Genomic DNA, 20,104 nt, shown 5'->3' with positions numbered 1-20,104 from the left:
TTGCTGCGCCAGTCTAGCGCTATGCTCGCTGTGATAATAGAAACGGATGTGCAACGGGCGTTTCCAGTAAGGAATCAATATGAAGCTGGACGATTTGAAGCTGTTTGTCGCGGTGGCGCGTGCTCCGGGCCTGAGAGAGGCGGCGCGTCAACTGGGGCAGTCACCGGGTACGGTCTCCAAAGCGATCAAACGGATAGAAACGCACTATCAGCAGGCGCTGTTTCGACGCCAGGGCTGGGCGCTGACCGAAGCGGGTAAAATGCTGTTTGTTCGCGCGCTGGAGTTGGCGCAGACCCTGGATAAGATCGATGGCGAGCTGGGTCAGCCCCGGCGACGCCATCTGCGGATCAGTGGCTCCCAGGCGCTACTCAGCCAGTTTGTTGCCCCCATCCTGGCCCGGTTGGACACGCCCGTCAGTGTGGAGACCCAGTTGGCGGCGGATTTGGTCCCCCTGGCCCGCCACCAGGTGGATCTTGCCCTGCTCTCTACCCTCAGCGGTGAGCGCCCGCAGGGCAGGGAGTGGCAGGCCACCGAGCTGGCGCAGGCCCAGTTTGTCACCGTCGCCCGGCCAGGGCACCCCTTGCTGAGCGACTGCTCGGAGGCGGTGCCCATTGATCGTGTGCTGCAACAGCCGTTCGTGGTGCCGGCCAAGCCCATCTATGGCCAGATGAGCAGCCAGACCAGCCTGGATGGTTGGTACGACGAGCCGTTTCATCGCCAGATCCGCGCCCGGGTTGAGGATGTGGCCACCCTGGTGAGCCTGGTCAAAGCCACTGACTGGCTGGCCTATGTGCCGGATTACCTGGCGCAAAGCCAGGGGCTCGCCGTGTTGCCGGTATCTGGCTGCCCCTACACCTGTGAGCAGGTGATCTGGCTGTGTCAGCCCAAGCCTGCGGTTTACCACTGGCTGGCGCCGCTGAGTGAGGGCATTGCAGGCCAAACAGACGCGAGCTGATGCCTTGTCACATCAATGGCACCAGCCGTCTGGCACAAAAATGGGGTTCAGCAGCTCTTAGCCACAGTTAGCTGCGATGATTAGCAGCGGCGGTTGGGATCCTTGGGCTCGAAATGGGTGACGCCGCCGTGGCCGACCTCGATGTCGCAGCAGGTGGTCAGCTGCTCCCGCAGCTTGACCCGGGCTCGCTGGACCCGACTCTTGGCGCCCGACAGAGACAGCCCCAGCTGATCGGCGATCTGTTGCTGTGAGGTGCCCTCCAGCTCCGCCAGCTTCAGTGGCTGGCGGTACTTGTCCGGCAGCTCTTCGATCAGCGGTCGCAGGCACTGCGCCAGTTTTTGATGCGCCTGGATGGCCGGCTCTGCCTCGTCGGCAGCCAACTCCTCTGGCAGCTCGGTGGTGGGGCGCTGCTGGCGGTAGTGATCCATGATGGCGTTGTGGGCGATGCGATAGAGCCAGCCCCCCAGGCTGCCCTGGGATTTGAGCTGGTGCAGGTGGGTGCTGGCCTTGATGTAGACCTCCTGCAGGATGTCATCAACGGCGCTGGGGTCGTCAATGCGTTTGTGGATGTAGCTGCGCAGCTGGGATTTGTGCTGTTGCCAATGGGAGAGCATCCGGGCCTCTTTGGTTTTGGGGCAATCTTAGACAGACGGTGTACCCGCGAAAAAGACGCGAAAATTCTTCCTGTTGCCCATTGGGTCGCGTCTATCTATCTGGTGACGCATCGGAGTTTACTGCCAAGCAGTGTCAGTTTATCAAGTTGAGTCGCGCCATGTTCGCCCGGTGTCGCTGGCTGATCAGGGAGCGGGTGGGATGCCGAGATGCCCGGTGGTTGGCCTGCTTCCCTGGGGCCAATCGTTCCGCTTGTGGGACCTCTCGGGTTGTTTTGTGGAGTTCGGACACGCATTTGCCATAGGAAAGCCGTTATAATCGAGTCACTTTGCCTGGTGGGATCCGCTGTTGCTGCCTGAGCTGGCAGTGCGTGCCCACTGGGGCTTTGCCTTTTTGTTCACGAACCTATGGGTAAGATGAAGAGAATCCTTTATTTTCGCCACGATAAGATCGGCGATTTCGTGTTGGCCTGGCCGGCCCTGGCGATGCTCAAGCGGGCGCTGCCGGAGGCCAGCATCGAGGTGTTTGTCACCCCCGTGGTGGCCAGCCTGGCAGAAGCTTGTCCCTATGTTGATCACATCATCCTGGATACCGGCGATGACAAGGCGATTCGGGCACAGATCGCCGAGCGTAACTACGACGGCATCGTGATGGCCCGCTCCCAGGTCCGCACCATGTTCCTGGTTCGGGGCCTGGGCGTGCCCTACGTGGTGGCCCCCAAACTGCACTGGTACCAGTACTGCTACAAGCACCGGGTCAACATTCAGATGGGCGAAGGGGAGCCGGTATGGCGTAAGGGTTGCCGACTGACCGAGCGGCTGCTGCGTGACAACGACATTCCGATCCCGTCCCTGCCCACCCAGTACTGGGATCTCAGCGCCGAGCGTCCCAAGTGGCAGGCGTTCTACCAGAAGCAGGCGGACAGCCAGCTGGTGTTTGTTCATGCCGGTACCGGGGGCTCCTCCGGTAGCCTGCCCACCTCCCATTTTGTTAGCCTTATCCGCCAGATCCATGAGCAGACCGAGCAGCCCTGCCAGTTTGTGCTGACCTACAGCGGTGAGGAGCGCAAGCTGGCGGAGGAGATCCACCAGGCGCTGGCGGATACGCCGGTGAACGTGGCGCTGGCCCCGCCGCTGGATAAGCTGGTGGATTTTGCCAAGTCGCTGGTGGCCGCCGATATGTTCATCGCCGGCTCCACTGGCCCCCTGCACCTAGCGGGATTGCACGATGTGCCCACCGTGGGGTTTTATGCCGCACGCCGCTCAGCGGTGCACGTGAAGTGGCAGACCCTGTCGCAGGCTCACAAGCGGTTGAGCTTCACCCCGCCGCCGGGGCGTCGCGATGGCCGCAATATGGCCCTGGTCGACGTCGATCTGGCGGCCAGCAAGGTGGCGGCATTTTTGAATCAAGACCAAGGTAAGTAAACTTAGCTTGAACCAACAGGGTGGCCAGCGAGGCCACAAGAAGGAACAGAGAATGATCGTAGTGACTGGCGCCGCCGGCTTTATCGGCAGCAACCTGGTGAAGGCCCTCAATGCCATGGGTCGTACCGACATCATCGCGGTGGATGACCTCAGTGACGGCACCAAGATGTTTAACCTGGCGGATTGTGAGATCGCCGATTACCTGGATAAGGACCTGTTCCTGGCCCAGATCCAGGGCGGTGAGTTCGACGGTCAGCTCGAGGTGATCTTCCACCAGGGGGCGTGTTCCGCCACCACTGAGTGGGATGGCCGCTTCATGATGGAGAACAACTACGAGTACTCCAAAGAGCTGCTGCACTACTGCAACCGCAACCGTTGTCAGTACATCTACGCCTCCTCGGCCTCGGTGTACGGCGGCAGCGACACCTTCAGTGAACAGCGTGAGCACGAGAAACCGCTGAACGTGTACGCCTACTCCAAGTTCCTGTTTGACCAGTACGTACGCCAGAATGATCACCGCTGCCAAGTGGCCGGTCTGCGCTACTTCAACGTCTACGGGCCGCGGGAGCAGCACAAGGGCGGCATGGCCAGCGTGGCCTTCCACTTCAACAACCAACTCAAGGCCAACGGCGTGTGTCGTCTGTTTGAAGGGGTGGATGGTTACGAGGATGGCGAGCAGCTGCGCGACTTTGTCTTCGTCGAAGACGTGGTCAAGGTGAACCTGTGGTTGTGGCAAAACCCCGAGGTCTCCGGGATCTTCAACTGCGGCACCGGCAAGGCACAAAGCTTCAACGACGTGGCCAATGCGGTGATCGACTACCACAAGGGTGGCAACGTCGAGTACATCCCGTTCCCGGACAAGCTCAAGGGGGCCTACCAAAGCTACACCCAGGCGGATCTAACCCAGCTGCGTGCCGCTGGCTACAGCGAACCGTTCAAGAGTGTGGAGCAGGCGGTACCGCTCTACCTGGACTGGCTGGCTGAGCAGCACTTTATCGGCCAGTAAGGCGTATCGATAACGGAAAAAGGGCCCCTCGGGGCCCTTTTTTGTGGCTTAACGGTCGTGTTTGCAGAACAGCTCGCCTTCCGGGTTGGCCTCGCAGTGGCCCTCGATGCTGTTGCCCCCCTCGACGGAGAAGCTGCAGGCCTCGCCAGCCACCCGCTGGTGACAGGCTTTCAGCAGTTCCTGGTTGATGGAGCTGCGGTGTTCGCTACTGGGGTGGCAGATCATCTGGCCCCGGGCCAGCTGGCACTGGCCCTGGATCCGTTCGCCGGATTCGCGGCTGAACTGGCAGCTGTCGCCCTCCGCTTTGCCGTCGCAAGGCACCACCATCTCCCGCGGCAGCTCCTGGCTTTTGTGGTGATTAGCCAGTACCCCCAAGGGGGCACAGACGAGCAGTAATATCAGCAATCTCATCGGCTCGACCTCTTCTGTCTCGGCGGATCAAGCCTAGCTCAGCAACGGCAAAAGCGTCAGAGTCTTGCCCCTTGTTGATTGAGCCGGTCGAGCTCCGCCAGGTTGTCAGACAGTGCTTGCTCCAGCAGCGTCTTAATCTCGGGATAGTGCTGTTGGATCCGATCGTAATCGGTCTGGGACAGGTGCATCAGCTCGCAGTAGCTGTCGGTCACCAGCCCGGCGGTGCGCCGTTCGCCGCTGGTCATGGAATGCAGGCCATATTCGTCCCCCGGGCCAAACATCGCCAGGGTCTCACCGCCCTGGACTACCCTCATGCTGCCCTCCAGGATAAAGCTCAGCTGCTCGTTGTACTCCCCCTCCCGGGCTACCTGGCACTGGGGAGCGACGTACTCCAGCTCCAGCGCATCGAGCAGTTGTTCCCGCAGCGGTTCACTGGCTTGCTGAAACAGCGGCACCTGCTCTATCAGTCGTCGGGCCAGGAAGGTCTTCACCTCCACCGCAAGGGAGTGGGGCAGGTCATCCAGCCAGCTGGCTCGGCTGACGCTGTTATAGCGGCGCCAGCGATGAAAGTAGTAGGCCTTGATGCGCTGGATCAGCGCCGGCGGGGCTTGTTGTTCATAAAGGTACTCGCTGACCTGCTGGGCCTGTTGGTAGTACTGATTGCGGCTGGCGTTTAACTGGCCCACCAGCAGCGCCACGTTGCCGATGACATAAGCGTAGAACGAGGCCCCCACCAGCATCACCCCGGCGGAGAACAAAAACTCCACGTCGTGGGCCGGGGTGATGTCGCCGTAGCCCACGGTGGTCATGGTGGTGATGGTCCAGTACAGGGCGCGGATGTACTGGCGCTGACTCTCGGCGTCGAGCAGCTCGGTCTTGGCCAACCAGGAGCTGTCCTCTGCCAGGTAGCCCAGCAGCAGCCAGCTGCAGGCCAGCAGATGACTGATCAGGGCGATGTTGATCAACAGCCGGAACAGGTGTATCGAGCCACTGCGCTGCAGCCCCAGCAGTTGCAACCGCAGCAGCAGCACGTTGATCTGGAACAGCCGAAACAGCCGTAAGGCCCAAAGCCAGGGCAGGGCGCCTTCGATCATTGGCGTAGTGACAAACAGCAGCTCCCAGGGGGCGGTGGCCAGTAGCAGAGCCAGCTTGCTGCCTTGCATCGACTCCAGGTAGCCACCCTGACGGGCACGCAGGGCCCGGTAGACCAGATCGGCCCAGCACAGCAGATCCAGCAGGTAGAGCCAGGGCAGCCAGCGTTGGCCCAGTTCCGGGATCACCAGGGCCAGGGCGACCATCACCATGCTGGTGAAGATCGCCACTATCGCTACCCCATCCCGCACGCCTTCCCAGCGATTCCGTCCCATCAGTCGATGCCCCGTCGCGTCCTTGGTTGGCTTCAATGTGGCTGATTTTTCGCCGCTTCGCCATATGCGCTGGGCGTAAGCTGCCAGTGGGGATGGCAGCAACTATGCTTGTTGCACGGAAATGGCGGGAGGGAGCCGGATGCGCTGGCCGAGATTACACCAAGCGGTATTGGAGGGGGATAGAGCTGCCCTTGCCCTGGCATTGAGTGAGGGCGCATCGGTGTTTGAGCTGGAGCCGGGGATGGGTAACAGCGCTCTGCACCTGGCGGTACAGCGCGGGGATACCGAGCTGGTGTCGCTGCTGCTGGAGGCCGGCGCACCGGTCAACCTGCAAACCCCCACTCATGGGGTCACCCCCTTGATGGTGGCGGTGTGGCATCGTCAACCGGCGGTCGTGGCACAGCTGCTGGCCCACCCCCAGATCAACCCGCAACTGGTTTCCCACTTCGGTCTCACCGCCTTGGGCCTGACCGAGTTTGGTGCGGCGGATTCGGATCCCTTCGGTCAGCAGCAAAGCGAGCAGATGGCGCAGTTGCTGGCCCAATACGGCCACGACCGGGCCCAGTGGGAGGCGAGTCAGCCGCTGTTTCTGGTGATCACCAATCCGGGCCTGAGCGAAGCGCAGAAGCGGGATAAGGTCACCACCCTGTTGGCCAATGGAGCCGAAGTGAACGCTTGCTGGCCGGTGGATGGCAGCGGCAATGACGGCCATACCCCGCTGTTGATCGCTGCCCGTGAGGGGATGGCCTCGGTGGTGCGGGCGCTGCTGGAGGGCGGTGCGGATCAAACCCTGGCGGATCACTACATGGCAGCGGTGCCCCTGCACAAGGCCGCCTATATGGGCCACGCCGAGGTGATTGAGTTGTTGGCCCACTTCCCCGGCTTTCACCGGGTCAAGGATCTGCAGGGGCCAAACAATGGTTACACCCCGCTGCACGATGCGGTGTGGCATGGCCATCGTCAGGCAGTCTTGGCCCTGCTGACCCATGGGGTGCGCACCGATCTGACAGGCTACGACGGTCAGACTCCGGCACAGATGGCCCAGGCGCTGGGCTACCTGGAGATCCTCAGTTTGCTGCAATCGCAGTGAGTGTCCGTTGCCGCTGCGGAATCCATGTCGAGCGTTCCGGCGACTCATAACCCAGGGAGAAGATGATGTCTGACGCAGCACGGGAGGCGATGGTGCAGCTGCAACAGCAGATTGGCCAGAGCATCATCGGCCAGGCTGAGGTGGTGGAAGCTCTGATCATAGGACTGCTCAGCGACGGCCACCTGCTGCTGGAGGGCCTGCCTGGCACGGCCAAGACCCGGGCGGTCAAGGCGCTGGCCCAGGCCCTGTCGGCACAGTTTGGTCGCATCCAGTTCACTCCGGACCTGCTCCCTTCTGATGTCACCGGCACCGAGGTGTACCGGGAGGTGGAGGGCAAGCCCAGCCTGGTGTTCCAGCCGGGCCCCATCTTCAATCAACTGGTTTTGGCCGATGAGGTCAACCGGGCGCCGGCCAAGGTGCAAGCGGCCCTGCTGGAGGCGATGGCCGAGCGTACCCTCACCGTCGGCGGCCAGACCCACCAGCTACCGCCACTGTTTATGGTGCTGGCCACCCAGAACCCCATCGAGCAGGAGGGCACCTACCCGTTGCCTGAGGCGCAGATGGATCGCTTCCTGATGAAGGTCACCGTGCCCTATCCGGAGGAGGAAGAGGAGCGGGCCATTGTCCGCCTGATGCGTGATGAGGAGCAGCCCGTGGCCCCGCCTGCGGGGATTGTCAGCGCTGAGCAGGTGCTGGCGGCACGTCAGGCGATCAGCCAGGTCCAGGTCTCCGACACCGCCGAACGCTACCTGGTAGCCCTGGTGATGGCCACCCGACAACCCAGCAACTTCGGTGAACTGGCCAGCTGGATCCAGATTGGCGCCAGTCCCCGAGCCTCCATTGCGCTGGACCGATGCGCCCGGGTCAAGGCCTGGCTGGCCAGGCGGGATTACGTGGATGCAGAGGATATCCGTGCCGTGGCGCAGGGGGTATTAGGCCATCGTATCAAGCTGAGTTTTGATGCCCTGGCCGATCAGGTGCGGTCGCAGGATGTGGTGGCGGCACTGCTTGAGCGGGTGCCGGTGGGGTAGGGCGATGGACCCTCGTATCCATGTGGATTACCGTCAGCTGCTTAGCCTCAAAGGGGCGCTGCAGGGATTAAGCTTGCTGCCCCGTTCGCCCAGTGCCAGCCCATTAGCGGGCCAGCACGGTTCGCGCTTTCGTGGCCGTGGCCTGGATTTCGAGGAGCTGCGCCACTACCGCGATGGCGACGACATCCGCACCCTGGACTGGAAGGTGACGCTGCGCACCGGCAAGCCCCACGTTAGGGTGTTCACCGAGGAGCGGGATCGCTCGGTACTGATCCTGGCCGATCAACGCCAATCCCTATTTTTTGCCTCCCAGGTCACCATGAAATCGGTGGTGGCGGCCCGTTTGGCCAGCCTGCTGGGCTGGCGGGCCCTGGCCGATGGCGATCGGGTCGGAATGCTGCTGCTGACCGACAGCGGCTGTGACTGGTTTGAGCCACAGCGGCAGTCCCTGGCCTGGATGCGCGCCCTGGCCCGATTGGCCAAGGCCAACCAGGCACTGGGAGCCGGGCGGGCCGATAGTCAGCCGCAGCAACTGGAGCAGGCGCTGGCCGCGCTGCAGCGGCGTCAGCTCAAGGCCTATACCCTGGTGCTGATCAGCGACTTTGATGGCTGGCAACCCGGCTGCCTGACCCGGATCCGCCACCTGCAGCGCCACAACGAGGTGTTGACCTGTTACCTTACCGATCCCATGGAGCAACAGCTGCCCGGGCCCTTTGTTGCCAGTGACGGCCAGCAGCAGATGGCGGTAGACCCGGCCTCCGCCTCATTGTCTCAGCGCTTTGCCGAAGCTGCGGCGGACAAGGCCACCGCACTGCAGCGTGCCTTTGCCCGGCGTGGCTTGCCGCTGCTGCAGATCGACACTGGCGGGGATGAAGTTGGCCAGCTTAAGCGCGCGCTGGGACGGGCATCATGAGCCAGTCGCTGCCCCAGCTCTCCAGTCATCTGCTTAAGGAGCTGCAGGAGGTGCCGCTGCCCGAGGCGGTGCCTTGGTGGCCACAAACCCTGGGCTGGCAGGTGCTAATGCTGGCTGCGCTGCTGTGGGGAGTGGTTTGGCTATCTCGCTGGGGCCGCCGCTGGTGGCGTGCTCGCTATCGCCGGGAGGGATTGGCGACGCTGCAACGGCTCAAGGGATGTGCCCTGGCCCAGCAGATCACCGAGCTGCAGCAGCTGATGTCACTGATGGTACGTTATGCCTATCCGGAGGCAACACCGCCGGCTCGCCATGGCCTGGGCTGGCTTAGCTTCCTGGATGAAACCGGCCAGAGTGAATTCAGCAAAGGGCCCGGACTGGCCTGGCAGCGGGCGTTGTTTCAGCCGCGACAGGCGTGGCAGATCGACGCCGAGCAGATGTTGGCGGTGCTGGCCCAGGCGGAGCTGTGGATCCGCTGCCACCCCGGATGCCGCCATGGTTGAGTTTGCCCACCCTAACTGGCTCTGGTTGCTGCCCCTGCCTTTGCTGCTGGTGCGCTGGTTGCCGCCCTACCAAACCCGCCAACGGGCTATCCAGGTCCCCTTTCTCTCTTTGCTGGCTCAACTTACCGGCCAAACCCCAGGCAGCGGTACCAGTACCGCCCAGCCGGCGCGCTGGCAGCGGGTTGCCCTGGTGCTGACCTGGTTGTTGCTGCTCTTGGCCCTGGCTAAGCCGATGTGGCTGGGCCCGCCCCAGACCCGGCAGATGAGCGGACGGGACCTGATGGTGGTGGTGGACCTGTCCGGCTCGATGGCGGCGAAGGACTTCGCCCAGCCAGGCCAGCAGGCGCTATCCCGGCTGGCAGCGGTAAAGCAGGTGCTGGCGGAGTTTGCCCAGCAGCGCCAGGGGGATCGACTGGGGCTGATCCTGTTTGGTGATGCCGCTTACCTGCAAGCCCCCTTCACCGCCGACCAGGCCGTCTGGCTGGCGCTATTGGATCAGGCCCAGGTGGGGATGGCCGGGCAGAGCACCCACCTGGGGGATGCCTTGGGGTTGGCCATCAAGCTGATGCGTAGCTCCACCCTGGAGCAGAAGGTGGTGCTGGTACTGACCGACGGCAACGACACCGACAGCCTGGTGCCACCACTGGAAGCGGCCAAGGTGGCCGCAGCCGAGGGGGTGACTGTCTACATGGTGGCAGTGGGGGATCCGGCCACCGTGGGGGAGGAGGCGCTGGATATGACGGTGATCCAGGGGGTGGCAGAGCGTACCGGCGGACGTCATTTCCTCGCCTTGTCACCAACTCAGCTGCGTGAGGTCACCAACACCCTGGGGGAGCTGGAGCCGGCCCAGTACCAGAGCGTGGAGTACCGGCTGAAGCAGTCCATCCACTACCTGCCGGTGGCGGCGGTGCTGCTGCTCTACCTGACGCTGTTCAGTTGGGCGACGTGGCGGAGGCGGGTGCATGGTTGAGGCAATCGCGGCCTTTCATTTCCTGCGACCGGCCTGGCTGCTGGTGATGCTGCCTATCTTTGCCCTGGCCTATCTGCAGTGGCGCCACCGACAGACGCTGGGCGGCTGGATGGCGGTGTTGCCGCCCCATCTGCTCAAGGCGCTGAGCGTGGGAGAGCAGGGCTGGCGTGCCCATCTGCCTCTGAAGTTGCTGCTGGTGGCCTTTGCCCTGGCTAGCCTGGTGGCCGCGGGGCCCAGTTGGCAGCGTCAGCCTTCCCCCTTTGGTGAGGATCAGGCGGCGATGGTATTGCTGCTCGACCTGTCCGAGTCGATGGAGCAGACAGATCTGGCCCCCAGTCGGCTGGCCCGGGCCAAGCAGAAGATCCAGGATCTGCTCGAGGCCCGCAGCGGCGGTCGCCAGGCGCTGATCGCCTATGCAGGCAGCGCGCACCTGGCCATGCCGATGACCGAGGACACCCAGGTGTTTCTGCCGCTGCTGCACGGCCTCAAACCGCAAGTGATGCCACGACCGGGCAAGTTTGCCGAATATGCCCTGCCCCTGGTGGCGCAGCTGGCGGAGCAAACGGGCGGGCCACTGACCCTGGTGCTGCTCAGCGACGGGGTGGGGCAACAGACCGCTGAGCGCTTCGCCGAGTTCTTTACCGATCAGCCTAATCAACTGCTGGTCTGGACCATGGGGGATCCCAGCCGGCCCAGCACCATCCCGATGGACGAGGCGGGATTGGCGGTCCTGGCTCAGGCGGCCTCAGGTCAACTGGTGCCGGTGACCGTAGACGATGGTGATGTGACCAAGGTGCTGGCGGCGCTGTCACGGCAGATGCGGATGAGCGAGGACAATGTGATGCCTTGGCAGGATATGGGCTATGGGCTGCTGTTCCCGTTGCTGGCGCTGTTTCTATTGTGGTTTCGGCGTGGCTGGACGGTGCAGTGGCTGGTGTTGTTTACCCTGGTCACACCGGCAGCGGAGGCCGAGCAGTGGCGCTTTGCTGATCTGTGGCTGACGCCGGACCAGCAGGGGCAGTGGCTGTTTCAGCGGGGCGAGTACGGTGAGGCGGCCAAGCGGTTTGAGGACCCAATGTGGAAGGGGGTTGCGCTCTACTACGACCGCCAGTTCGCCGCGGCCCACAGCTACTTCCTGAGGGTGGATAGCCCCCAGGCGCTGTTCAATGCCGCCAATGCCCTGGCCCATCAGCGCGAGTACCTGGCGGCGAGAGCCCTGTATGACCGGTTGCTGGCGCAGTCGCCGCAGTTCCCCGGTGCGGCGCAGAATCGGGCCCTGGTCCAGGGGATCATCGAGGAGATCAACCGCATCAGCGAAAGCCAGGCCAATACCGAGAACGAGGCATCCAAGGAGCTGGGTGAGGATGATCCACAGCGCGCCGAGGGGGCCGAGGAGCAGGTCAGTCGCCAGATGATGGTGCCACAGCAGTGGCAGGCTAGCGAGTTACTGGCGGATCCCGCGCTGAACGAGCGCTGGATGCGGCGAGTGGAGGGAGACCCTGCAGTGTTCCTGCGCAATAAGTTCGCCGCGGAGGCGGAGCAATGAGAGGCATAGCAACAGCTCGGCCCCTATTGCTGCTGCGGGCTTTCCTCGCTGTGCTGCTGTTGGCAACGCAATCAGGGAGTGTGGCCCATGCCACCAGCCTGGCGCAGTGGCAGCAGCAGGGGCATGTAAAGCTCGATGCCTGGTTAGAGCCGAGTGAGTCCGTCGCTGTGGGTGAGCAGATCCGTATGGTGATCGAGGTTTCCACTGACAGCTGGCTGACCGCCGGCACCCGGCTGGGCCACCTGGAGATCCCCAACACCCTGGTGATGCAGCGCAGTCAGCTTGCCACCAACTACAGCCGCCGTGAGGGGCAGCAGAGCTGGGCGGTGCAGCGCTGGGAGCTGGTGCTCTACCCGCAAGCCGAGGGGGCACGCACGGTGCCGCCGGTGCCGGTGACGTTGAGCATTAGTGGCCCGGACCGGCAAGCCATTGTGGGGACGCTGCCCACCCCGCCGCTGCAGTTCCAGGCGCAGCTGCCGGATCCCAGCCTGACCGAAGCGGTGCCCTGGGTAGCCGCCAGTGATCTTTCGCTAAAGGTGCAGTGGCAACCTGAGCCGGGCGGCGAGCTGCGGGTGGGCGACAGCATCACCCGCACCATCACCCAGTACGCAGACAACACCACCGCAGCGATGCTGCCGGCCCCGCCGCTGCCCAGCAATGCCAAGGTTCAGGCCTACGCGGCGCCGCCGGTGCTGACCGATCAGCAAAATCGCGGTGCCTACAGTGCCCAGCGGGTCGATGAGCAAACCTGGCTGGTTCAACAAGGGGGCCAGCTGACCCTGCCTCAGTGGTCAATCAAGTGGTGGGATACCGAGCAGGACAAGCTACAGAGCCTGGTGGTGCCTGGCGGCCAGTGGTCGGTGAGGCACACCCCGGCAAGCGCTGTACGGGCCTATGGCGGGCCACTGCTGGTGTTCTTGTTGGTGCTGTCTGGACTTTGGTTGGGATTGCGTTGGCTGCGCCGTCGCTGGCAGCAGGGGCGGGTTCCACTGGGCTGGCAGTTTCGTGTGGCGCTGCTTAAGCGCCACTACGCCGAGGCCAATCGGCTGCTCTACCTCAAGCGGGTGCGCAAGCAGGGGACCTGGTTGCTGGCCCCGGACCTCTCTTCTGGATTGCGTGCCCGCTGGTCACAGCAGCAGTTTGCCCCGGGTGGCAGGCCCAGTGCCGGGGCACTCTGGGCGCTGTGGTACAGCATACGACGCCCGCGAGGCTGGCGCTGGCCCCTGGCGATCCCGGCCTTGAACCGATTGGGCCAGATGCGTTCGAACCTGGAGAAGAGCGAGGCTGAAGGGAGAATAGCAGAGGGGACAGCAGCCAATGAGACAGCGGCAGTGAGGGACGAACACCAGAGCGACAGCCCCCGCTGAACAGCGGGGGCCGTGAGGGGTTCGCTTAGGCGGCGATCAGGCCTAAGTGGGCAAAGCGCTGACGTAGCATCGCCATCGGCATGTTGCCCGCTTGCAGGAAGTGGCGGTGGAACGCCTGGTCCCGCTCCCGCTCGGTCAGCTCGGTGTGGTGGGCATCGAAATCCCGTTTCAGCTGCCACACCAGGGTGTTGCCCAGCAGGTAGCACATCGGATAGCCGCGCTCCTGTGAGTACCAGTTCAGCTCCGCCTGGACACGCCCCTCGGTGAAGCCCGTCACTGCTTGCAAAAGAGCCCCGGCATTGATGAAGGGATCCTCGCTGTCCAGGGCGACCGGATAGCCGATCTCCAGGTAGCGCCGCTCGCCGGTGAGGAAGTAAAGATCAATCGCCACCCGGGCACTGATGCGGCTGATGTCCAGCTTGGCGATAAAGCGGGCTTCGTCGGTCAGTGACCCCATGTAGCCCTGGTCCAGCATGTAATCCTCCAGCATGGTGGTCCAGCCCTCGGCCAGCTCCATGGCGGGGAAGACCCGGCGTACCGGCGAGTCATGCAGGCTGGCGGTGGCCAACTGCAGGTGATGACCGGGGATCCCCTCGTGGATCATCATCACCGGAATGCCCAGCTCGGTGTGCTCATCCAGCAGCGCTTCGCTCAGGGTCAGGTAGATCTGCGACACCTTTTCACCGGGGCGCATCGCAGCCGGCTGCATCATCGCGCCGGCGGGGATCATTGGTGCCATGAATGCCGGGGTTTGCATGATCTGCATCCGTTGTTGCGCCGGGATGGGGAACAGCCCGGTATCGCGGATAAAGGCCTCGATCTTGTTCGCCTCGTCCTGGTAGCGGCGGATCACCCCTTGCAGATCACCATCCGCCACCTCTACGGCATAGCGTTGGTAGAGCCACTGTTGCAGTTGCTGAACAGTGGTGTCGGCGGCGAGTTCGTAGCGCTGACACAGCTGCTGGCGCAGGGCCTCGATCTCCGCCTGGGTGCGGCTGACAAAATCACAGGCAAAGCTGTGGATGCTCTCCAGGCTCTGCTCGATACCATTAGCGGCCAGCAGACGCTGTGCCTGCTCAGCACCGATAGCAAACTGCTCAGTGGTGAGCAGCCCCTTCAGGGCGGCGGCATAGCGCTCCATGGCGTCATTAGTCTGGTCGATGGCGCGGCGCAGGCTGTCGAGGGCTTCATAGTCCTCCTGCTCGGCCCAATCGGCGATGGTGGCAAAGAAGCCCGGCAGGCCATCCAGGGTTTCCAGCTCGATATTGACCCAGCGCGCCACTGGGGTCTGCAAGCGCGCCAGCATGGCGCTGAGAAACTCGGGGGCCTGCTGCAAGCGAGACAGGATGTCATCCAGCCGAGCCTGGGCCGGACGGGGATCCGCCACCACCAGTAGGAAAATGCCGGCACTGAGCTTATCGCCGGCCTGGGGCAGCATCTGCAGGGTACTCTGCCCCTCCACCTGGAAGTCGCCCTTGACCAGGATCTGGCGGGCGGATAGGGCCATCAGGGCCAGGTCCTGCTGCTGCTCAAAGCTCAGCAGTTCGGCATCGAGGGCGTTAATGGCAGTCAGCATATCCTCAGCCCGCTCTCGCTGCGCCTTGGCAGCGGCCATGGAGGGATCTGGCAGATCCCCCAGGCGTTGCGGCAGTCCCAGCTCAACACAGGCGTTGGGGTCTTGGCTGATAAGCTGGATATAGTCTTGTTCTATTTGGGAAAATGCGTCCATGTATCCTCTACAACATCGCCATGAAACGGACTGTGATGGTGGCATAGGGGCAGGGCAACAACAAGGGATATGGCACTGACCGGGTCGGCGCACTCTGGCAGGGGTCAGGGATATTGCGAATACTGCAGTGAGACAGTGAAAAAGGAGCCGAGTATGGCGTGGCGACAAAGCGGATTCTCGATCAGCTCCCGGCCGGTTCTGGTGTGGGGGCTGCTTCTGGCCTGGGGCCTGGTATTGGCGGGGTGCAGCTCTGAGCCCTATGTGGAGGATCCCAAGTACAGCTTCAGCGAGCTGGAACAGGTACAGCGCATCGAGAACTACCGGATGAACTCCTGGGAGGCACTGGATAACCAAGCGGTGCTGATCCAGCAGTCACCCCGAACCTGGTACCTGCTGATCCTGCAGCGGCCGGATCCCAACCTGACCTTTGCCAATGTGGTGCTGGTCAGCTCCACGGTGGGCTCGGTGGAGGCGCGGTTCGATACGGTATCGACCCCACTGGAGCGGGGTCGTAAGACTCATATCGAGCGGATCTACAAGGTGGACGGTAAGGAGCAGTACCAGGCGGTGAAGGCCCAGATCGCCAATGGGGTCGAGGCCCTGGCGCAGGATGACACTCAATCGGATGAGGGCTCGATGCCGCAGTAGCGTTGCTTTAGTGCGGCCATTTCCAGTGCCTCATCGGGCTGATAGCTCAGGCCATAGCGCTTCATCACCCGGTCAAATCTGAGCAGGTACTGGCAGCGGTAGGCCTCATCCGGTGGCAGCCATTCGGTGGGGCCCAGTGCCCCCTTTTGGCGGTTTAGCCGGGCGGTGGTGACCACCAGGTTGGCGTTGTCGTTGGCAAAGCGCTCGCGGGTGGCATCGTCCCAGCGGTCACTGCCCCGCGACCAGGAGTAGGCCAGCGGCACGATGTGGTCGATGTCCAGCTCCCTGGCCACGTAGTGGGTCAGGCCGGAGTAGAGGTCGCGCCACTTACCCCGATCTACCGTGCAGCCGCGGTCGTTGGTGAAGGTGGTCTGCACCGCGGTGGACTGTTCGGCCAGCAGCTGATGACGTGTGTTGGGGCAGCTGCCGCTCCAGTGGCGAAAGGCACTGCGATGGTAGTCTCCACTCTGGCTGTTGACGGCCGTCGGTTCCGCCCGATTGGCGGGCAGGCGGCCACCGGCCTTCAGGCAGGCTTCCAGGCTGGCAAAGGGTTGGAAGTTTTGGGTACGGGCGTAGGAGGGGCTGTTGTGGTCGTGGCAGATCCCGCTGTTGGAGAGCTTAATCTCGTCAGCGTGGAGTGAGAAGGCCGGCCACAGCAGCACCCAGAGGACAAACAGGCGCATGGCGTTGGCAACATCCGAAGCTTCAATCTGGCAGGCACGCTAACAAAGCCCGGGCCCGGAGGCAATCTGTTGTGGTTTAACAGTGGCTTGGCTTAGGTTTGGCCGGCCAGCAGGCACAAAAAAAGCCCATCCTTGCGGATGGGCTTTTTCCAAACGTTTGGTGGAGTCGGCGGGAGTTGAACCCGCGTCCGAAACACCTACGCCGTCGGCACTACATGCTTAGTTGCTCTTTTAGTTAACCCAGTCAGACGCCGAACAACAGGCTTCATCAAGGCGAGTCCGATTGGTTTTAACGCTTCACCTCCGGACAAAGGTTCCACGCGATCTTGCAGGGTTTGACTGCCTTGAACCTTCAGCCAGCAAGCGGGGCTTCAGAGGCAGGCACTCTACTGCTTATTAGGCAGCGAGGGCGTAGTTTTCGTCGTTTGCGACTATTTTTTTGCGGCTTTTTACGTGGCCAACCGCCCCACGGCATGCACCTTGGGTTTCGAGTATCCCGTCGAATCCTAAATCGACCCCAAGTACGTTATAAGGCTACCACTTCACCCGCTGGCGGGCAAGTGAACCCTGTACAGACAACCAGCAGTTAGCGCATCTTGCCCTTCATCACCCGGGCCTTCTCACGCTGCCAGTCGCGCTCTTTGCTGTCCTGACGCTTATCGTGCATCTGCTTACCCTGGGCCAGGGCAACCTCCAGCTTGGCGAACGATTTGCTCCAGTACAGCGCCACTGGCACCAGGGTATGACCCTTCTGCTCGACCTGGCCAATCAGGCGGTCCAGCTCACGGCGCTTGAGCAGCAGCTTACGCGGGCGCATCGGCTCGCACACCACGTGGGTGGAGGCGGTGTTCAGGGGGGTGATGTTGCAGGCCACCAGGTAGGCCTCGCCCCGTTGGATGATGACGTAACAATCGGTCAGGTTCACTTTACCTGCCCGCATGGATTTGACTTCCCAGCCTTGCAGGGAGAGTCCCGCCTCAATCTTCTCCAGGAATTTGTACTCGTGCTTCGCTTTCTTGTTCAGCGCGATGGTGGAGGAAGTGGGCTTGGTTTTCTTTGCGTTTTTCTTAGCCATAGGCGGCACATTATACCCGTCCACGGTCAATTTGGTATGGCCTGAAGTGCCAGTTATTGACGCCAAGAGTGCAATGACTTGGCGCTGGCGCAGATGGCACCGATGTCAGCAGCGAAATGGGCGTCCCTTGGGTTGAGGATTTGCCCCAGCGGTTGGTCTCAAAACGGCTGGGACTGGGGTGTTACGCCATTTTCCCGTGAAGCGGCATCGGCGCTATGGCAAACTAGCGCGAAGTGAACATGGGAGGGCAGTAATGCCAGAGATTAATCGCAGCGCTTTGGTGCGCTTTAGCGCATCGCAGATGTACGCGCTGGTCAATGATGTGGCGGCCTATCCGCAGTTTCTGCCTGGCTGCGTTGGCAGCGAGGTTCACCAGGCCGACGAACAATCGATGCTGGCCTCGGTATCGGTGCGTAAGGCGGGGATCGCCCAAAGCTTCACCACCGAGAATCAACTGGAGCCGGGCAGCCGGATCCTGATGCAGCTGAAAGAGGGGCCGTTTCGTCAGCTGCAGGGCCAGTGGCAGTTTACCCCGCTGCGGGAAGACGCCTGCAAGGTGGAGCTGACTTTGCAGTTCGAGTTTGCCAACGCCCTGGTGGAAAAGGCCTTTGGCAAGGTGTTCAACGAGCTGGCGCAGTCCATGGTGCAATCTTTCTCTGTCCGGGCCAAGGAGGTCTACGGTGGCTGAGATGATGGAGGTGGAGGTGGTCTACGCGCTGCCGGACAGCGCCTTTCTGAAAAAGGTACATGTGCCGGTGGGCAGTGACGTTGAGGCCGCCATCGAGGCTTCCGGGGTGTTGCTGCTGCATCCTGAGATAGATCTGGCCAAACAGAAGGTGGGGATCTTCAGCCGCACCGTTAAGCTGGGCCAGCCATTGAAGGCCGGTGAGCGGGTGGAGATCTACCGTCCTCTGCTGGCGGATCCTCGCGAGGTGCGCAAGCGCCGGGCGGAGAAGGCCAAGCAGGAGGGGCGTGCCGATAAGGTCACCGGTGGCCGGCCCAATCCGCTGCGGGCGGACGACAACGCCGAGCAGTAGCCTCTGAAGCCGTCGCAACAAAAAACGCAGCCATCGGGCTGCGTTTTTGTTGAATGACGACCAGGGCACTCAGGGTCGGCCGGCGTCCAGCGGGGTCATGAATTCGTCGCTCAGGTTGTAGTCGCCTTCCACCTCGGCCACCACGTCGTCCTCGAAGCGGACCACCAGCTCACGCCGGGTCAGCTCATTGGTGCGACCGTTCTTGAATTGGTAGACGTAGTACCACTTGTTCGAAGCGAAGCTGTCGCGCAGTACCGGGCGCCCCAGTACAAACTCAACCTGCTCGCGGGTCATGCCAATGCGCAGCTTTTCCACCTGCACCTGTTCGATGAAGTTCCCCTGGGGGATGTCAATCTTGTACACCATCCAGTCAAATACGGAACAACCTGCCATCCCTGTGGACAGGGCCGCTGCCAATACCAGCGTGCGGAACTGCTTCATTCTTTTCTCTGTGTCGCCATGTTAGTAAGCCCGCATCATAGCGAAGCCGTGGCTGCAAAAAAAGGGCGGCACCTCGGTGCCGCCCTTTTTTCTCTGGCAAGTTACATCGCCGCCTGGAAGATCCCCATGATCTCCTCATGGCTGGCCTGGCGCGGGTTGGTCAGGCCACAGGCGTCCTTCAACGCGTTGCTGGCCAGGGTGGGGATGTCCTCCGCCTTCACCTCCAGCGCGGTCAGGTTGGCCGGGATGCCAATGTCACTGGCCAGGGTCTGGATGGCAACGATGGCAGCCTCGGCCCCGGCGGTGTCATCCAGTGCGCTGGTGTCGACGCCCATCAACGCAGCCACGGCCTTGAGGCGGGCGGCACAAGCCGGGGCATTGAAGCGCTGCACATGGGGCAGCAGTAGGGCGTTACAGACGCCGTGGGGCAGGTCGTAGAAGCCACCCAGTTGGTGGGCCATGGCGTGAACATAACCCAGACTGGCGTTGTTAAAGGCCATGCCACCGAGGAACTGGGCATAGGCCATCTGCTCCCGCGCCTCCAGATCGTCGCCATTGGCCACTGCGGCACGTAGGTGCTGGCTGATCAGGCTGATCGCCTTCTCGGCGCAGGCGTCGGTGATGGGGCTGGCGGCGGTGGAGACGTAGGCCTCGATGGCGTGGGTCAGCGCGTCCATACCGGTGGCCGCGGTCAGGTCTTTGGGCTTAAGGCGCATCAGCTCCGGGTCATTGACCGACAGGATCGGTGTGGTGTTCTTGTCGACGATGGCCATCTTAATGTGGCGTGACTCATCGGTGATGATGCAGAAGCGGGTCATCTCCGAGGCGGTGCCGGCGGTGGTATTGATCGCCACCAGCGGTAGCTGCGGCTTGGCGGATTGGTCTACCCCTTCGTAGTCGCGGATGTCGCCGCCGTTGGTGGCGACCAGGGCGATCCCCTTAGCGCAGTCATGCGGCGAGCCACCGCCGAGGGAGAGCACGAAGTCACACTCAGCCTGCTTCAGCATGGCCAGACCGGCGGCCACGTTGGCGGTGGTTGGGTTGGGCTGCACGCCGTCGAACACCACAGCTTCGATGCCTTGGGTCTGGAGCTTGTCCACCACCTGACTACTGATCCCCAGTTGCACCAGCGGCTTATCGGTGACGATCAGCGCCTTGCGAAAACCCAGGGCGACAATATCGCCGATGGCGTCGTCCAGGGCACCCTGGCCCAGGGTATTGACGGCAGGGATGAAGAATTTGGTAACGGCCATGACAGCACTCCTCAACAGTGAATTAATCCTTTGCTGAGAACCAAGC

General features: G+C 62.6%; 21 protein-coding genes and 1 other RNA gene. 13 read left to right on the top strand and 9 right to left on the bottom strand.

Annotated features, from left to right (window positions below; translation table 11 throughout):
* Window positions 1–79: 79 nt before the first annotated feature.
* The gene (locus BUC04_RS10580; protein ID WP_067656533.1) at window positions 80–955 is read left to right on the top strand and encodes a LysR family transcriptional regulator; all 876 of its coding nucleotides are present in this window, start codon (window positions 80–82) and stop codon (window positions 953–955) included.
* A gap of 80 nt (window positions 956–1,035) precedes the next feature.
* On the opposite strand, the gene sigZ is transcribed toward BUC04_RS10580, so the two are convergent.
* Window positions 1,036–1,569: an RNA polymerase sigma factor SigZ gene (gene sigZ / locus BUC04_RS10575; RefSeq protein WP_067656530.1), complete on the bottom strand. Its 534-nt coding sequence runs from the start codon at window positions 1,567–1,569 to the stop codon at window positions 1,036–1,038.
* Window positions 1,570–1,983: 414 nt separating this feature from the next.
* Between sigZ and BUC04_RS10570 the strand changes: the two genes are divergently transcribed.
* Entirely contained in the window at window positions 1,984–2,991 is a 1,008-nt protein-coding gene (locus tag BUC04_RS10570) for a glycosyltransferase family 9 protein (RefSeq protein ID WP_067656972.1), read from the top strand.
* Between the two features lie 52 nt (window positions 2,992–3,043).
* On the top strand, window positions 3,044–3,997 hold the full coding sequence (gene rfaD, locus BUC04_RS10565) for an ADP-glyceromanno-heptose 6-epimerase (RefSeq protein WP_067656527.1): 954 nt from the start codon (window positions 3,044–3,046) through the stop codon (window positions 3,995–3,997).
* Between the two features lie 48 nt (window positions 3,998–4,045).
* Here rfaD and BUC04_RS10560 read toward each other — a convergent pair whose 3' ends face one another.
* Window positions 4,046–4,408 carry a hypothetical protein gene (locus BUC04_RS10560; RefSeq protein WP_143165680.1) on the bottom strand — a complete coding sequence of 121 codons (363 nt, stop codon included), beginning with the start codon at window positions 4,406–4,408 and terminating at the stop codon, window positions 4,046–4,048.
* Window positions 4,409–4,464: 56 nt separating this feature from the next.
* A complete protein-coding gene (locus tag BUC04_RS10555) occupies window positions 4,465–5,775 on the bottom strand; it encodes an ion transporter (RefSeq protein ID WP_073325854.1) in 1,311 nt (436 codons plus the stop codon).
* 139 nt (window positions 5,776–5,914) lie between these two features.
* On the opposite strand from BUC04_RS10555, the gene BUC04_RS10550 reads away from it, so the two are divergent.
* From BUC04_RS10550 to BUC04_RS10520, 7 genes are all read left to right on the top strand, one after another.
* Window positions 5,915–6,865: an ankyrin repeat domain-containing protein gene (locus BUC04_RS10550; protein WP_073325852.1), complete on the top strand. Its 951-nt coding sequence runs from the start codon at window positions 5,915–5,917 to the stop codon at window positions 6,863–6,865.
* Between the two features lie 65 nt (window positions 6,866–6,930).
* Window positions 6,931–7,896: an AAA family ATPase gene (locus BUC04_RS10545; protein WP_067656514.1), complete on the top strand. Its 966-nt coding sequence runs from the start codon at window positions 6,931–6,933 to the stop codon at window positions 7,894–7,896.
* Window positions 7,897–7,900: 4 nt separating this feature from the next.
* Window positions 7,901–8,809, top strand: coding sequence for a DUF58 domain-containing protein (locus BUC04_RS10540; RefSeq protein WP_067656511.1), 909 nt, complete (start codon window positions 7,901–7,903; stop codon window positions 8,807–8,809).
* Window positions 8,806–9,309, top strand: coding sequence for a DUF4381 domain-containing protein (locus BUC04_RS10535; protein ID WP_067656508.1), 504 nt, complete (start codon window positions 8,806–8,808; stop codon window positions 9,307–9,309). Before BUC04_RS10540 ends, BUC04_RS10535 begins: the two co-directional genes overlap by 4 nt.
* Window positions 9,302–10,279: a vWA domain-containing protein gene (locus tag BUC04_RS10530; RefSeq protein ID WP_067656505.1), complete on the top strand. Its 978-nt coding sequence runs from the start codon at window positions 9,302–9,304 to the stop codon at window positions 10,277–10,279. Before BUC04_RS10535 ends, BUC04_RS10530 begins: the two co-directional genes overlap by 8 nt.
* Complete coding sequence (locus BUC04_RS10525) at window positions 10,272–11,825, top strand: VWA domain-containing protein (protein WP_067656502.1); 1,554 nt, start codon at window positions 10,272–10,274, stop codon at window positions 11,823–11,825. The genes BUC04_RS10530 and BUC04_RS10525 overlap by 8 nt, the downstream gene beginning before the upstream one ends.
* Complete coding sequence (locus BUC04_RS10520; protein WP_082766563.1) at window positions 11,822–13,192, top strand: BatD family protein; 1,371 nt, start codon at window positions 11,822–11,824, stop codon at window positions 13,190–13,192. Before BUC04_RS10525 ends, BUC04_RS10520 begins: the two co-directional genes overlap by 4 nt.
* Before the next feature lie 25 nt (window positions 13,193–13,217).
* Here BUC04_RS10520 and BUC04_RS10515 read toward each other — a convergent pair whose 3' ends face one another.
* Window positions 13,218–14,921 carry a DUF885 family protein gene (locus BUC04_RS10515; RefSeq protein ID WP_067656496.1) on the bottom strand — a complete coding sequence of 568 codons (1,704 nt, stop codon included), beginning with the start codon at window positions 14,919–14,921 and terminating at the stop codon, window positions 13,218–13,220.
* A 153-nt stretch (window positions 14,922–15,074) separates the two neighbouring features.
* Between BUC04_RS10515 and BUC04_RS10510 the strand changes: the two genes are divergently transcribed.
* Window positions 15,075–15,569 carry a DUF6491 family protein gene (locus tag BUC04_RS10510; RefSeq protein ID WP_067656494.1) on the top strand — a complete coding sequence of 165 codons (495 nt, stop codon included), beginning with the start codon at window positions 15,075–15,077 and terminating at the stop codon, window positions 15,567–15,569.
* Here BUC04_RS10510 and BUC04_RS10505 read toward each other — a convergent pair.
* The 3 genes from BUC04_RS10505 to smpB form a co-directional block, all read right to left on the bottom strand.
* A complete protein-coding gene (locus BUC04_RS10505; RefSeq protein ID WP_067656492.1) occupies window positions 15,539–16,252 on the bottom strand; it encodes an HNH endonuclease family protein in 714 nt (237 codons plus the stop codon). The genes BUC04_RS10510 and BUC04_RS10505 overlap by 31 nt on opposite strands.
* Before the next feature lie 158 nt (window positions 16,253–16,410).
* Window positions 16,411–16,771, bottom strand: a transfer-messenger RNA (tmRNA) gene (ssrA, locus tag BUC04_RS10500).
* Between the two features lie 67 nt (window positions 16,772–16,838).
* On the bottom strand, window positions 16,839–17,327 hold the full coding sequence (gene smpB / locus BUC04_RS10495) for an SsrA-binding protein SmpB (protein WP_067656491.1): 489 nt from the start codon (window positions 17,325–17,327) through the stop codon (window positions 16,839–16,841).
* Window positions 17,328–17,580: 253 nt separating this feature from the next.
* Here smpB and BUC04_RS10490 point away from each other — a divergent pair, with 253 nt between their 5' ends.
* Together BUC04_RS10490 and BUC04_RS10485 are read left to right on the top strand one after the other, a co-directional pair.
* On the top strand, window positions 17,581–18,015 hold the full coding sequence (locus tag BUC04_RS10490) for an SRPBCC family protein (protein WP_067656489.1): 435 nt from the start codon (window positions 17,581–17,583) through the stop codon (window positions 18,013–18,015).
* Window positions 18,008–18,364, top strand: coding sequence for an RnfH family protein (locus BUC04_RS10485; protein WP_073325848.1), 357 nt, complete (start codon window positions 18,008–18,010; stop codon window positions 18,362–18,364). Before BUC04_RS10490 ends, BUC04_RS10485 begins: the two co-directional genes overlap by 8 nt.
* 69 nt (window positions 18,365–18,433) lie before the next feature.
* Here BUC04_RS10485 and BUC04_RS10480 read toward each other — a convergent pair whose 3' ends face one another.
* Together BUC04_RS10480 and yiaY are read right to left on the bottom strand one after the other, a co-directional pair.
* Window positions 18,434–18,805, bottom strand: a complete 372-nt coding sequence (locus tag BUC04_RS10480; RefSeq protein ID WP_067656485.1) for an outer membrane protein assembly factor BamE — start codon at window positions 18,803–18,805, stop codon at window positions 18,434–18,436.
* Between the two features lie 101 nt (window positions 18,806–18,906).
* Window positions 18,907–20,058 (bottom strand): L-threonine dehydrogenase, encoded by a 1,152-nt coding sequence (gene yiaY, locus BUC04_RS10475; RefSeq protein WP_067656482.1) that lies wholly within the window; start codon window positions 20,056–20,058, stop codon window positions 18,907–18,909.
* Window positions 20,059–20,104: the final 46 nt, after the last annotated feature.

Origin of the sequence: Ferrimonas marina (assembly GCF_900129905.1) — a bacterium.
Taxonomy (GTDB): domain Bacteria; phylum Pseudomonadota; class Gammaproteobacteria; order Enterobacterales; family Shewanellaceae; genus Ferrimonas; species Ferrimonas marina.
Note: the sequence above shows the minus strand (reverse complement) of the source record. Positions and strands in the feature narration are given on the sequence as shown.

What these genes read in the sequence shown, in the direction of transcription:
- BUC04_RS10580 (WP_067656533.1), top strand. Translation starts at nt 80, where the DNA reads ATGAAGCTGGACGATTTGAAGCTGTTTGTCGCGGTGGCGCGTGCTCCG.
- sigZ (WP_067656530.1), bottom strand. Translation starts at nt 1,569, where the DNA reads ATGCTCTCCCATTGGCAACAGCACAAATCCCAGCTGCGCAGCTACATC.
- BUC04_RS10570 (WP_067656972.1), top strand. Translation starts at nt 1,984, where the DNA reads ATGAAGAGAATCCTTTATTTTCGCCACGATAAGATCGGCGATTTCGTG.
- rfaD (WP_067656527.1), top strand. Translation starts at nt 3,044, where the DNA reads ATGATCGTAGTGACTGGCGCCGCCGGCTTTATCGGCAGCAACCTGGTG.
- BUC04_RS10560 (WP_143165680.1), bottom strand. Translation starts at nt 4,408, where the DNA reads ATGAGATTGCTGATATTACTGCTCGTCTGTGCCCCCTTGGGGGTACTG.
- BUC04_RS10555 (WP_073325854.1), bottom strand. Translation starts at nt 5,775, where the DNA reads ATGGGACGGAATCGCTGGGAAGGCGTGCGGGATGGGGTAGCGATAGTG.
- BUC04_RS10550 (WP_073325852.1), top strand. Translation starts at nt 5,915, where the DNA reads ATGCGCTGGCCGAGATTACACCAAGCGGTATTGGAGGGGGATAGAGCT.
- BUC04_RS10545 (WP_067656514.1), top strand. Translation starts at nt 6,931, where the DNA reads ATGTCTGACGCAGCACGGGAGGCGATGGTGCAGCTGCAACAGCAGATT.
- BUC04_RS10540 (WP_067656511.1), top strand. Translation starts at nt 7,901, where the DNA reads ATGGACCCTCGTATCCATGTGGATTACCGTCAGCTGCTTAGCCTCAAA.
- BUC04_RS10535 (WP_067656508.1), top strand. Translation starts at nt 8,806, where the DNA reads ATGAGCCAGTCGCTGCCCCAGCTCTCCAGTCATCTGCTTAAGGAGCTG.
- BUC04_RS10530 (WP_067656505.1), top strand. Translation starts at nt 9,302, where the DNA reads ATGGTTGAGTTTGCCCACCCTAACTGGCTCTGGTTGCTGCCCCTGCCT.
- BUC04_RS10525 (WP_067656502.1), top strand. Translation starts at nt 10,272, where the DNA reads ATGGTTGAGGCAATCGCGGCCTTTCATTTCCTGCGACCGGCCTGGCTG.
- BUC04_RS10520 (WP_082766563.1), top strand. Translation starts at nt 11,822, where the DNA reads ATGAGAGGCATAGCAACAGCTCGGCCCCTATTGCTGCTGCGGGCTTTC.
- BUC04_RS10515 (WP_067656496.1), bottom strand. Translation starts at nt 14,921, where the DNA reads ATGGACGCATTTTCCCAAATAGAACAAGACTATATCCAGCTTATCAGC.
- BUC04_RS10510 (WP_067656494.1), top strand. Translation starts at nt 15,075, where the DNA reads ATGGCGTGGCGACAAAGCGGATTCTCGATCAGCTCCCGGCCGGTTCTG.
- BUC04_RS10505 (WP_067656492.1), bottom strand. Translation starts at nt 16,252, where the DNA reads ATGCGCCTGTTTGTCCTCTGGGTGCTGCTGTGGCCGGCCTTCTCACTC.
- smpB (WP_067656491.1), bottom strand. Translation starts at nt 17,327, where the DNA reads ATGGCTAAGAAAAACGCAAAGAAAACCAAGCCCACTTCCTCCACCATC.
- BUC04_RS10490 (WP_067656489.1), top strand. Translation starts at nt 17,581, where the DNA reads ATGCCAGAGATTAATCGCAGCGCTTTGGTGCGCTTTAGCGCATCGCAG.
- BUC04_RS10480 (WP_067656485.1), bottom strand. Translation starts at nt 18,805, where the DNA reads ATGAAGCAGTTCCGCACGCTGGTATTGGCAGCGGCCCTGTCCACAGGG.
- yiaY (WP_067656482.1), bottom strand. Translation starts at nt 20,058, where the DNA reads ATGGCCGTTACCAAATTCTTCATCCCTGCCGTCAATACCCTGGGCCAG.